Here is a 12,252-nt window from a genome sequence, read left to right on the forward strand (position 1 = left end):
TTCTCAAAAACGACACAGAATAAGTGATTTCAATCACTACATAGATTTTAATTTATCGCTATTCTTAATTCAGATATTACATTAAAACTTTATGGAGGCATTCATATGGAACATACATTTACTGAAACTTCAATTGTTGGTGAGATTGTTACACAATTTCCGAAAGCTAGTGATCTTTTTAAATCATATAGAATAGATTTTTGTTGTGGCGGTAATAAGCCACTTATTGATGCAATTCATGAAAGAAATTTATCAGCTACTGAAGTGCTTACAGAGTTAAATACGCTTTATCATAATACGAAACGATTAAATGAATCGGAAATTGATTGGAAGAATGCTTCTTATCGTGAATTGATTGATTATGTTATAAATAAGCATCACCGCTATTTAAATGAAGAATTACCACAGTTAAGTCCATATGTGACAAAAGTATTACGTGTTCATGGGGCAAGTCAGCCTCATTTAGCTCAAATTCATAAGCTATTTCATGAACTTAAAATGGAATTAGAACAGCATTTAATTAAAGAAGAAATGGAAGATTTTCCATTAATTTTAGAATTTGAACAAAATCCAACTAATGAAAACTATGCTAAGTTACGTAAAGTAGTAAATGAACTAGAAAATGAGCACAATCATGCTGGAAATATTATAAAAGAACTTCGTAAAGTGACAAATGACTTTACTCCTCCAGAAGGTGCTTGCGGTACTTATCGACTTGTTTACCAACGCCTCGAAGCGCTAGAGTCTGATTTATTTGAGCATATTCATTTAGAAAATAATATTTTATTTCCGCGTGCCATTACGAAAGCATAAATCAAGTGCAGGACATGAGTGTAAATACTTATGGCCTGCTTTTTCGTTTCGCGAAAAATATTCACATCCCCTTCACATAAAACCGAATTTTAACAATTTGTGAATCATTATAAAAATGTGATAAATATCACATCTCCCCCTTATTTGATTTTCTATAATAAAAATATAATCCTTTGTTCAATATTTCACATAAAAAGGGGAAACGAAAATGAAAAAACGTTTAGTTATGATCGGAAATGGTATGGCTGGCATTCGCTGTATGGAAGAAATCTTAAAACATGATAGTGATTCATATGAGATTACTATTTTTGGAGATGAACCGCATCCAAACTACAACCGCATTATGCTCTCTCATGTTTTACAAGGCAAAACAAATATGCAAGATATCATTATGAATGAATACAGTTGGTATGAAGAAAACGAAATAACTTTGTATACGGATGAAAGAGTTCAAAGTATTAACCGAGAAGAAAAAATTATTATTACAGAAAAGAAGCGTACTCTTACATACGACAAGCTCATTATCGCAACAGGTTCTAGTGCTTTTATTTTACCTGTTGAAGGTTCCGCACTTTCTGGTGTAACAGGATTTCGAACTATTGAAGATACACAATTTATGATAGATACCGCTAAAGAAAAGAAAAAGGCCGTTGTCATTGGTGGCGGGTTACTCGGTTTAGAAGCCGCAAGAGGTCTAATTGATTTAGGAATGGACGTACATGTTGTTCATTTAATGCCTAGCTTAATGGAGCAACAACTAGATACGAAAGCAGCTGCTCTTCTGCGTGAAGATTTAGAAGCACAAGGCATGAAGTTTTTAATGGAAAAGAAAACTGTAAAAATTCTTGGTACAGACCATGTTGAGGGCATTCAATTTGAAGACGGTGAAGTTGTAGATTGTGATTTAATCGTAATGGCTGTCGGAATACGCCCAAATACGCAAATAGCAAAAGATGCTGGTCTAATTGTAAATCGCGGTATTGTAGTCAATGACTATATGCTAACAAATGATGAGTCCATTTATGCAGTTGGAGAATGTGCAGAGCATGACGGTATCGCATATGGATTTGTTGCTCCTCTTTATGAACAAGGTGCGATATTAGCAAAACATATAACAAATTTACAAACTGATGGATATTCGGGCAGTATCGTCGGTACACAATTAAAAGTTGCTGGTTGTGATTTATTCTCTGCTGGCCAAATTTATGAAGATGATCAAACGAAAGCAATATCCATCTTTAATGAATGTAAACGTTCCTATAAAAAAGTATTAATTCGTGATAATAAAGTCGTCGGTATCGTTTTATACGGTGATACAACTGACGGTACCCGCCTCTTTAGCATGTTAAAGAAAGAAGAAGATATACAAGAATATACACCAGCTTCCATTCTTCACAAAGCTGGTGAAGAATGTGAACTTGACGTTGCTACTATGAGTGCGGATGACACAATTTGCGGATGTAATGGTGTTACGAAAGGCACAATCGTTCACGCCATTTTAGAACAGGAGTTAAAGACTTTTGAAGAAGTTAAAGCCTGTACGAAAGCCGCAGGGTCTTGTGGTAAATGTCGTCCGCTTGTAGAACAAGTTTTATCTCATACACTTGGAGATGCTTTTGATGCTTCTGCACAGTCTACCGGTATGTGCGGATGTACACCTTTATCACGTGATGAAGTCGTAGCGGCCATTCATGAGAAAGGTTTAAAATCTCCAAAAGAAGTACGAAACGTTCTTGGTTTTGTACATGAAGATGGATGTTCGAAATGTCGTCCTGCTTTAAACTACTATTTACGTATGGCGATTCCAGAAGAATATGAAGATGATAAATCATCCCGTTTCGTGAATGAAAGAATGAATGGTAACATCCAGCACGATGGTACCTTCTCTGTTATTCCACGTATGTACGGAGGCGTTACAACAGCAGATGATTTAATGAAAATTGCTGAAGTTGCGAAAAAGTACGATGTTCCACTTGTGAAAATTACAGGTGCGAGCCGAATTGGCTTATACGGTGTTAAGAAACAAGATTTACCTAACGTATGGGCTGAATTAAATATGGCTTCTGGATATGCGTATTCAAAATCTCTTCGTAATGTAAAATCATGTGTTGGCTCTCGTTTCTGCCGTTTCGGTACGAAAGATTCATTAGGACTTGGTATGTTGCTTGAACAATCATTAGAAATGGTAGATACACCTCATAAAATGAAGATGGGTGTAACGGGTTGTCCGCGTAACTGTGCGGAAGTACTGACGAAAGATTTTGGCGTTGTTTGTGTCGAAAATGGATATCAACTTTATATTGGCGGAAATGGTGGTACAGAAGTACGTGAAGCTGATTTTGTAATGATTGTCCCTACTGAAGATGATGTCCTTCGCATCGCTGCAGCTTACATGCAATATTATCGTGAAACTGGTATTTACGGAGAGCGTACCGCCTACTGGACAGAACGTTTAGGCTTCGATCATATAAAAGAAATACTACAAGATGCAAGTATGGTTACTACGTTAAATGAACGTTTCCAAACAGCTCGTAGAACATATACGGAAGCATGGGGACAAGCACTAGAAACGAAATCATTAAAAGCGATGTATGAAGTAGAAACTGTGAAATAAGGAGCTGTGATCTAAATGATACAAACGAAAGAAAAAATAAAAGTTATGCGTGCGGAAGATCTTGCTATTCAAATCGGTAAAGAAGTGCAAATGAAAGGTATGTCTATCGCCCTATTCCGCCTTTCAAATGGCGATATTCGAGCTGTAGAAAATCGTTGTCCTCATAAAAACGGACCGTTAGCAGAAGGGATTGTGTCTGGAGAATTCGTCTTTTGTCCACTGCATGATTGGAAAATCTCACTACTAACAGGTGAAGTTCAAAAACCTGATGACGGCTGTATTCAAACATACGAAGTAGAAGTTATTGACGGTGACATTTATTTATACATGTAATTTTCGAAAGGAAGCCTCCTCTGGCTTCCTTTTAAATAAAAATTGATGAGGTGCAATTATGAACGGATATGTATATTTAGTTGGTGCAGGACCAGGTGATGAAGGGCTTATTACAAAAAAAGCGATAGAGTGTTTAAAACGTGCAGATATTGTTTTATATGACCGTTTACTAAACCCTTTCTTTCTTAGCTATACAAAACAAACATGTGAACTTATGTATTGCGGAAAAATGCCAAAGAATCATATTATGCGTCAAGAAATAATTAACGCACACCTTCTTCAATTTGCGAAAGAGGGCAAAATTGTTGTCCGATTAAAAGGCGGAGATCCATCTATTTTTGGCCGTGTTGGTGAAGAAGCAGAAACTTTAGCAGCAGCAAATATTCCATATGAAATTGTACCAGGCATTACATCTAGCATCGCCGCTAGTAGCTATGCAGGTATTCCCCTCACTCACCGTGACTACAGTAATAGTGTCACTTTATTAACCGGACATGCAAAAGGTCCCTTAACCGATCATGGAAAATATAATTCATCTCACAATAGCGACACGATTGCCTACTACATGGGTATAAAAAACTTACCTATAATTTGTAAAAACTTACTACAAGCAGGAAAAAAAGAAGATACGCCAGTAGCAGTCATTGAATGGGGTACAACTGGTAAACAGCGCGTTGTCACAGGGACACTGTCTACCATTGTTTCTATTGTCAAAAACGAAAATATTTCTAATCCTTCTATGACAATTGTTGGTGATGTTGTTACTTTGCGGAATCAAATCTCTTGGAAAGAACGTAAACCATTGCACGGCAAGAAAGTTTTATTTGCAGCTGCAACAAATAAAAAAAGCGCAATAAAGCAAAAGTTACAAGAGTCCGGTGCAGAAATATATCAAATTCCAACTTTCAAAAAGAAAGAATACACATTAACCTCTGAACAAATCAATAAGATTTTTAACGTTGATCGTCTTGTATTTTGTTCCGCTGACAGTGTAGACATCTTAATGCAATCATGCAGTAAATATCATAAAGATATTCGTTCCTTACAGGCAGAACTTCAGTATATGAACCTTTCTATTCAAGAAAAGCTCATGCAATATGGATTGTTCAGTAAACCTGCGCAATTTTCTTCGAATTCAACGATTTATTTAGGACGAAACATTAATCGAATTGCTGTTATTCAAGAAAAAATTGGTGCTGGTTCCTATATGATGACTCATGAGTACACAATTGATCATCGCTTCGATGAAATTCATTCACGTATTCTTTCTGAATTCTCATGGGATAGCATTGTATTTGAAGGTCGTGCTTCTATTGATACGTTTCTAGCAGAAATAAAACGCCTTGGCTTTATCAATATTCTTACTCTCCCATTCTCGTATACCGACGTTCCAACTTTACACTATGCAAATAAAGTTGGGTTTCATAACGTAGATCATCAATTACAAGAAACTCTTATGAAGAAAGACATGGTGAGACAATGAAAGGAATTGTATATGTTGGACATGGGAGCCGGCTACAAGAAGGTAATGAACAATTCATTCAATTTATTCAATCTGTTATGAAAGAGCGAAACGAAAGAATTCAAAAAATAGCTTTTCTAGAACTAACGACACCTACTATTTCGGATGCAGTTACAGAAACGATAATAGAGGGAGTAACTGAAATAATGATTGTACCTGTTTTATTATTTGCAGCAGCTCACTATAAACGTGATATTCCTTTTGAAATAGAACAACTACAAAAGAAATATCCACAAATAACATTTTCAGTTGTACCTCCTTTTAGTACACATCCACATATGGTGGAACTTGTAGTGAAAAGAATACGTGAAGCTATGCCAATGCAAAATAGTAGTATTTTACTCGTAGGGCGAGGCAGTAGTGATCCACAACCGATACATGAATTACAACAAATCGGAGCAGCTGTCGAACGAAAACTTGGTATGCCAGTATCCTGTTCCTTTTTAACGAAAGGAACTCCCTCTTTCGCTGCTGAGCTCAAGGCTATAACATCGACTGCGTCCCATGTATATGTCATGCCGTACCTTCTCTTTACCGGATTATTACTTCAAAAAATTAAATTGCATACAAAAAAATATAATCATGTCACGACTTGTAACTGTCTTCAGTTTGATACATATATGAAACTAACATTATTAGAACGAATGGAGGAATGCATATATGTATAACATGTACCCTCTTATGTTTAATCTACAAAATAAAGTTGTCATTATCATTGGTGGAGGTAAAATTGCATATCGAAAAGCGTCTGGATTAAAAGATACAGGCGCTTTCGTCACTGTTGTCAGCCCAGAAATTTGCGAGGAAATGAAGGAACTTTCTTATATTACTTGGAAGCAAAAAACTTTTAGTAATGATGATATTAAACATGCTCATCTAATTTATGCAGCTACAAATCAACATGCTGTAAATATGATGGTCAAACAGGCCGCTCATGATTTCCAGTGGGTTAACGTTGTAAGTGATGGTACAGCATCATCGTTTCACACACCTGGTGTCATTCGAAATGATGAATATGTTGTCACTATTTCGACTTCAGGTAAGGACCCATCGTTTACGAAGCGTATGAAACAGGAATTAACTTCTGTCCTTCCTAAACTTATAAAAAGAATTTCTCGTACTCATAAAATGGAATCTATCACTTAGCTAAAATAGGAATTAACTGTGAACAAACGTTTTTTAGAGACGTTTGTTCTTTTGGCTTTAGTTTCGTTTTTTAGGATCAGACAAACAATTGGACAAGAATCTGTGAAGAAAAATAACGGCAACAATTACGGACAAAAAAGCAGTTGCTTGAGAGCAACTGCTTCAATACAGGTTTTATATTGGATATTCATTCAACCAAATTAGCGCTTGTTCATAATCATCAAAAAATCTCACAGATTCTTTCGTATTAGATTGTTGTAAATAATCCATTATCTCCCCCTCTTCAAGGAGAAATGCAATTGCCTTACTGTTATTCAAAATGATTTCATTGAAGAACTTCTCTTTCCATACTTTTTGAACAGAAAAATGATTTGGCGTGTATCCTTTTCTATCCACCAACAATTTGTATTTCCGCCCTTCAGAAATGAATTGTTGACAAACCTGCTCAAAACCATTAAACCATTCATACACATCATCTGTTTTTATATTGCCAACTAGATGGGTAACAATTATATCTCCTGAAACTGTTGTGCTGATATTCTGTTTACTCAACTTGGAATCCCCCCTTAGTTACAATTTTGCGGAAAAACCGCATAAAATCAATAAAGAAAAAATTCTTACTTGACGCTCCCACCCCACCGCTATCAAACTAAGCTCATGTAACGTCAATTATAAGCGAAATTGTGTCTTTTTTCGCAAGTCTATATGTAGATGCTTTAAAGATTTTCATACGAAATAACCCGTAACGAGTTTCCTTTTTTTGAATTAAGCCACTTGATTATCAGACACGGTACAATTGTAAACGCCCCCCATATATCATAGACTGTTTTCTTCTCATATCGATGGGGTTTCCGTCCATCATTTACCGCCTCAAATCTATTCGTTTTTGCACGTATATTCAAAACAAAATATATGACAAATAAATAACAACAGTTACTGTAATAATACTGAAAAGTGTTGAAAATAAAACGATTTGTGCATGTAATTCAGGCTCTATTTGATATTCCATAGCAATGGTTGATGTATTTCTTGAAGTAGGAAAAGAACTTGCAATAAATAATGATTGTGCAACAATACTATCGATGTTTAGTATGTATATTACGGCAAGTGCTAATAATGGTCCCATCAGTAACCTTCCAATTAAAGCCCATGTTATGACTCGATGGAAAAAATTAAGTTTAATGTTAGATAATTGTGCCCCTAGCAATATGAGTGCTATTGCAACAAAACCATTCGCAAGCTGATTAAGAGGTAGCAAGATAGAATTAGGTATTTGAATTTTAAAAGATTGAAAGAGAACCCCTAATACGAGCGCATGAAATACAGGCAGTCTTAGAAATGATCGAATAATACCTCCGATTGTTTTTGTTGCTGATAGTAAGTTATATATCCCATATGAATAAGTTAGAAGATTCTGGAAAATAACAATAAAAATTTGAATGGAAACCCCCACTGGATTGTGACTGAAAATCAATTGACTTACTGGTAACCCATAATTACCAGAATTCATTAACGAAATGCTATTTTTTAGAGCTGCACTTTCTCCTTTTTCTAACTTTAATATTTTTGAAATGAAATGACTTACTATGATCAGACTCAGACTATAAAGCATTAAATAGTATATTATCTGGAGCAAAAAACCTGTTTCTATACGAATATCATATATATTCACAAATACCGCCGCTGGCATTAAGCAATAAGTAATAAGTGTAGAAAGCTGCTTTAAGTTAAATTGGAACTTTCTTTGTAAGATTGCACCAATTAGCATCAATATTAATATCGGTAATATTACGTCTAATATAATAAATACAAACATGTAAAACCTCATTCTAAATATATTTTAGTTGGATTAAACGCTTTACTAAATGTGGACACATTTCATTCATCGGAAAACACCATTAGTTCTCAATAATCAGAAAACTGAAATCGATAATATGAAAATGCTCATCAAAAATTCTTATTTCATTCCCCTCTCCTCTCTTTTCTTTAACATATCAAATATAACTCATAAAGAAAATTATGGATTATTTATACAAATTCATAATTTTATCTTATCAAACTAAACTGTATTCTTTAGTGTAGTACTTTTTTCACAATATCCGTTAGCCTTACCAAAAAAATTTGGCCCTACAAAAATCTGATACTGCAGTTACTATGCGAAGAATACTTACATCAATCCCATACTTGTCGCTTAAACTACCTAACACACCTGATACTTGTTTATCTTGAGTGGACTTATATTTTTTTCATCTAAACATCCCGATTCAATTAAATATTTGCATTCTAAAAATGAGTTCGATCTTTAGAATAGATTTAAGATTTCCTTCACTAATCTACCCTTTAATTGAATAACTTTTGACTTCTATATTTTAAAATAAAATTCCATAAACCTTCTGTTTTTCATTTTAAAAGCACATTCTTTTAGAAAACGAGCGTTTGTTGAGATAGCAATAAAAACATGTTGAAGCCTATTACTAAAAGAACCATCCCAATATACTTTGGGATGGTTCTTTTTCCTTATTAATGATTCTTTAACATCACTAACAATTTCTCTTGGCTATACATCCATACTGTAATGATTAAACAAGCAAGTGCGACTTCTGATAGCGCCATAAATCCAATTGCATAATGACCTGTTAATTGGAATAGTAATGTTAAAATTAGCGGTGGGAAGAATCCTCCTAGTCCACCTAAAGCTGATACGAGACCATTTACAATACCAGCTTGTTCTGAGAAATACATTGGAACGAGTTTGAAGATTGTACCATTACCAATCCCTGCACAAAATGCGACTAGTAAGCAACCAAATGTATACACGTTCATACTAGGCATAAACGATAAAATAATACCTGAAAGTGTTAAACCGATAAATACGAAGATTAATATTTTAAATGGATTAAACTTATCACCGAGCCACCCACCAATCGGACGCATAATTGTTGCGAGTACGATGAATCCGGCTGTCCGCATACCAGCATCTACTTTCTCTAATCCGAAATGAGATACTAGAAAGTTTGGTAAGTATACGGTAAATGCGACAAATGATCCGAAAGTTAAAAAGTAAAAGATACATAAAAACCAAAGTTTCTCATTTTTATATACACCTTTTATTTGTTCCATTAGTGGTGTATTCACTTTTTTCTCTTTACGATCACCTAATAAAAAGTTCATAAGTGCAAACGCTGCAAGTAAAACTAAATAACATTGTACTGTCGTTCTCCAGCCAACTGAAGTTGCAATGACAGGGGCTAAAAACGAAGTAATTGCTGTTCCGGCGTTACCGACACCGTAAATACCATTTACAAAACCGTGACTCTCTTTCGGAAAGTATTTTGGTAAAGAAGTTACTCCTACAGAGAATACAGCACCACCGATTCCTACAAATAATCCACCAATAATTAAATCCATCATAGAATTGGCAACACTAATATAAAAAACAGGAAATAATAATAGAATAAAACTAATATAGAATAATTTTCTTGCTCCGAAACGATTTGTCCAATAACCAATTGGAATGCGAAGAATAGAGCCTAAAATAACAGGTACTGCTGTGACCATAGAAATTTGTCCCGCAGTTAATGGAATATCCGCTTTAATATAAGGCATTAATGATGATAAAATGACCCATACCATAAAACCGATAATTAGATTAGAAGTTTGTAAACTTAATTGAAAATTAGGACTTTTCATCCTGTTCCCTCCTATGTATGCATAGTTAAATTCATTCTCTCCAGCCCAATCACGTCCTAACATCATTAGGCTGAAAAGAATCAACCACCACTTACTGGCGGAATCATTGCTACGACATCACCAATTTGGATGATGTCATCCTCATTTGCGTATTCTTCATTTATCGCGACCATAATCTCGTTTGAAATTGCTATGTTGTATTTCTTAGTGAGGACTTCCTTTAATTCCGTAACTGTAATATTTTCATAGTCTATATGCAAAGCCGGCTTACTTGCTCCTTCTTGCAAATGTGCAAATAATAGTACTTCAATCATATTCTCATCTCCTTTCCAGGCTCGCCATTACCATATGCTGTTTTCTCTAACTGATCACCTATCCACGACTCTCCATCTTCCCAAAACTCTTTTTTCCAAATAGGAACAATTTGTTTTATACGCTCCATAATATATTCATTCGCCTCATAGGCCGCTTTCCGATGTGGTGTAGACACAGCGACAACGACAGCAAGATCAGAAATTTGTAATGTACCAATGCGATGTGTAATAGCGACATATGTCCCCGGCCACTTCTCTCCTACTTCAATGCTAATTCTCTCAAGCTGTTTCTCCGCCATTGTCTTATAAGCTACATACTCTAAACAAAGTGTACGACGCCCTTTCGTAAATTCTCTAACAGTACCAACGAAAGTAGTAATTGCGCCACACTCACGACGAATTACTTTGTTTGTAACTTCCTCAATTGAAATAGATGTATCAATTACTTCATAATACGTATATGTCATCTTGCACCTCTGATCCTTATATAAGTTAGCAATCCCTTTTTCTATTACTTGTATGATCGAAGCGGTTCTTCCCACGGCCACTCACTTCCGTTGTTTGATTCTAATAACAGTACCGAAACAGTAATTCCAGCTTCAAATCCTCTCGTTCCCCCTGGTAAAACGATAAATGCATTCGCTTCTGCAAGTGAAGAAATTGCGCTAGATTTATCTAAGCCAACTGGTGTAACTTGTAATTGACCATCTATAATTTCTACTCGCCCTCTTACAAATCGAGTAAACGGATTTGCTTTCGGGAAGTCTTTCTGTAAAATTGCCTCTGCACGATATATGTGCGAATCTTCCCTATGCAAGTATTTTCCAATCACTGGTCTAACATATAATTCACAACCGACATAACAAGCAGAAGGATTACCAGATAGACCAAATAGTAATTTTCCTTCTACCTCAGCTACAGTTGTCACACTTCCTGGTCGCATCGCTATTTTGTCAAAAAGTACATTAGCTCGTAATCTCTCATAGATGGCAGGTAAATAGTCATAGTCTCCTACTGAAACACCACCAGTTGTAATTAATATATCTACTTCTTTCATCGCTTTTTTTACAGTGTTATAACACGTCTCTAAATCATCAGCGAATTGCCCATAATACTGTACAACTCCGCCGGCTCGTTCAATTTGAGCAGCAATCATATAAGAGTTACTATTTCGAATCTTCCCTGGCTTTAATTGTTCATGTACTTCAAGCAGTTCGCTTCCTGTCGTTACAATTCCAATAACCGGCTGTTTTATAACATGTACGGAACTATAACCAAACGTAGCAAGAAGCGCTGCTACTCCAGGATTAATAACAGTCCCTTTTTTCACAAGAATGCTATTTTGGTTTACATCTTCTCCTTTAAAAGAAATGTTATCGCCAGAAGAGAAAGAGCGTTTTAATACCATATAAATCTTTTCGTTTTCTTCAAATCCTTCCGTTAGCTCTAACATAACAACCGCATTACACCCTCTCGGAATTGCGGCTCCTGTCATAATACGGACAGCTTGAAATGCTTTCACTTCTTCTGTAAAAACAAATCCTGCTCCAATTTCACCAATCACTTCAAACTGAATGGGGTTACTATTACTCGCTTCTTTTGTATCTTCCGCTCGAATCGCAAACCCGTCGTACGGAGAGCGATCAAAATGCGGAACATCATGATCTGCAATAACATCTTCTCCAAGTGTTCTACCGTAGCTTTCTATAAGAGAAACCTTTTCCATTTCACCTTGGTAGGCATATTTCATTACACGAGCAACTGCTTCTGCTACTGGAATTGGTATACGTTTATCTAACATTCTTTTTCACCTCGTTTTA

General features: G+C 35.6%; 13 protein-coding genes. 6 read left to right on the forward strand and 7 right to left on the reverse strand.

The features are described 5' to 3' along the window. Positions 1–105: 105 nt before the first annotated feature. From ric to HMAS_RS13705, 6 genes are all read left to right on the forward strand, one after another. Positions 106–813, forward strand: coding sequence for an iron-sulfur cluster repair di-iron protein (ric, locus tag HMAS_RS13680; RefSeq protein ID WP_000401361.1), 708 nt, complete (start codon positions 106–108; stop codon positions 811–813). A gap of 208 nt (positions 814–1,021) precedes the next feature. Continuing rightward, positions 1,022–3,427 (forward strand): NADPH-nitrite reductase large subunit, encoded by a 2,406-nt coding sequence (gene nirB / locus HMAS_RS13685; RefSeq protein WP_116344877.1) that lies wholly within the window; start codon positions 1,022–1,024, stop codon positions 3,425–3,427. A 15-nt stretch (positions 3,428–3,442) separates the two neighbouring features. Beyond that, positions 3,443–3,760: a nitrite reductase small subunit NirD gene (gene nirD, locus HMAS_RS13690; protein ID WP_000616677.1), complete on the forward strand. Its 318-nt coding sequence runs from the start codon at positions 3,443–3,445 to the stop codon at positions 3,758–3,760. Positions 3,761–3,818: 58 nt separating this feature from the next. After that, positions 3,819–5,243 carry a uroporphyrin-III C-methyltransferase gene (locus tag HMAS_RS13695; RefSeq protein ID WP_001014943.1) on the forward strand — a complete coding sequence of 475 codons (1,425 nt, stop codon included), beginning with the start codon at positions 3,819–3,821 and terminating at the stop codon, positions 5,241–5,243. Then, positions 5,240–5,950 (forward strand): sirohydrochlorin chelatase, encoded by a 711-nt coding sequence (locus HMAS_RS13700; RefSeq protein WP_000676473.1) that lies wholly within the window; start codon positions 5,240–5,242, stop codon positions 5,948–5,950. The genes HMAS_RS13695 and HMAS_RS13700 overlap by 4 nt, the downstream gene beginning before the upstream one ends. Further along, a complete protein-coding gene (locus HMAS_RS13705; RefSeq protein WP_000282588.1) occupies positions 5,943–6,428 on the forward strand; it encodes a precorrin-2 dehydrogenase in 486 nt (161 codons plus the stop codon). Before HMAS_RS13700 ends, HMAS_RS13705 begins: the two co-directional genes overlap by 8 nt. Positions 6,429–6,602: 174 nt before the next feature. On the opposite strand, the gene HMAS_RS13715 is transcribed toward HMAS_RS13705, so the two are convergent. The 7 genes from HMAS_RS13715 to glp form a co-directional block, all read right to left on the reverse strand. After that, entirely contained in the window at positions 6,603–6,980 is a 378-nt protein-coding gene (locus tag HMAS_RS13715; RefSeq protein WP_000043368.1) for a hypothetical protein, read from the reverse strand. Positions 6,981–7,326: 346 nt separating this feature from the next. Further along, positions 7,327–8,244 (reverse strand): AEC family transporter, encoded by a 918-nt coding sequence (locus tag HMAS_RS13720; protein WP_044307181.1) that lies wholly within the window; start codon positions 8,242–8,244, stop codon positions 7,327–7,329. Positions 8,245–8,536: 292 nt separating this feature from the next. Next, the gene (locus HMAS_RS28415; RefSeq protein WP_074619245.1) at positions 8,537–8,635 is read right to left on the reverse strand and encodes a hypothetical protein; all 99 of its coding nucleotides are present in this window, start codon (positions 8,633–8,635) and stop codon (positions 8,537–8,539) included. A 313-nt stretch (positions 8,636–8,948) separates the two neighbouring features. After that, positions 8,949–10,118 (reverse strand): nitrate transporter NarK, encoded by a 1,170-nt coding sequence (narK, locus tag HMAS_RS13730; RefSeq protein WP_044307180.1) that lies wholly within the window; start codon positions 10,116–10,118, stop codon positions 8,949–8,951. An 80-nt stretch (positions 10,119–10,198) separates the two neighbouring features. After that, positions 10,199–10,432 (reverse strand): molybdopterin converting factor subunit 1, encoded by a 234-nt coding sequence (moaD, locus tag HMAS_RS13735; protein WP_046392651.1) that lies wholly within the window; start codon positions 10,430–10,432, stop codon positions 10,199–10,201. Beyond that, entirely contained in the window at positions 10,429–10,899 is a 471-nt protein-coding gene (locus HMAS_RS13740; protein WP_044307178.1) for a molybdenum cofactor biosynthesis protein MoaE, read from the reverse strand. The genes moaD and HMAS_RS13740 overlap by 4 nt, the downstream gene beginning before the upstream one ends. A 44-nt stretch (positions 10,900–10,943) precedes the next feature. Beyond that, on the reverse strand, positions 10,944–12,233 hold the full coding sequence (gene glp, locus HMAS_RS13745; RefSeq protein WP_046392650.1) for a gephyrin-like molybdotransferase Glp: 1,290 nt from the start codon (positions 12,231–12,233) through the stop codon (positions 10,944–10,946). Positions 12,234–12,252: the final 19 nt, after the last annotated feature.

Source organism: Bacillus sp. HMA207 (assembly GCF_003402455.1).
Taxonomy (GTDB): Bacteria; Bacillota; Bacilli; order Bacillales; family Bacillaceae_G; genus Bacillus_A; species Bacillus_A cereus.

Bases quoted from the DNA above. Each gene is read 5' to 3' on its own strand.
- glp (WP_046392650.1), bottom strand. From the start codon at position 12,233: ATGTTAGATAAACGTATACCAATTCCAGTAGCAGAAGCAGTTGCTCGT.
- nirD (WP_000616677.1), top strand. From the start codon at position 3,443: ATGATACAAACGAAAGAAAAAATAAAAGTTATGCGTGCGGAAGATCTT.
- ric (WP_000401361.1), top strand. From the start codon at position 106: ATGGAACATACATTTACTGAAACTTCAATTGTTGGTGAGATTGTTACA.
- HMAS_RS13720 (WP_044307181.1), bottom strand. From the start codon at position 8,244: ATGTTTGTATTTATTATATTAGACGTAATATTACCGATATTAATATTG.
- moaD (WP_046392651.1), bottom strand. From the start codon at position 10,432: ATGATTGAAGTACTATTATTTGCACATTTGCAAGAAGGAGCAAGTAAG.
- nirB (WP_116344877.1), top strand. From the start codon at position 1,022: ATGAAAAAACGTTTAGTTATGATCGGAAATGGTATGGCTGGCATTCGC.
- HMAS_RS13700 (WP_000676473.1), top strand. From the start codon at position 5,240: ATGAAAGGAATTGTATATGTTGGACATGGGAGCCGGCTACAAGAAGGT.
- HMAS_RS13695 (WP_001014943.1), top strand. From the start codon at position 3,819: ATGAACGGATATGTATATTTAGTTGGTGCAGGACCAGGTGATGAAGGG.
- narK (WP_044307180.1), bottom strand. From the start codon at position 10,118: ATGAAAAGTCCTAATTTTCAATTAAGTTTACAAACTTCTAATCTAATT.
- HMAS_RS13740 (WP_044307178.1), bottom strand. From the start codon at position 10,899: ATGACATATACGTATTATGAAGTAATTGATACATCTATTTCAATTGAG.
- HMAS_RS13705 (WP_000282588.1), top strand. From the start codon at position 5,943: ATGTATAACATGTACCCTCTTATGTTTAATCTACAAAATAAAGTTGTC.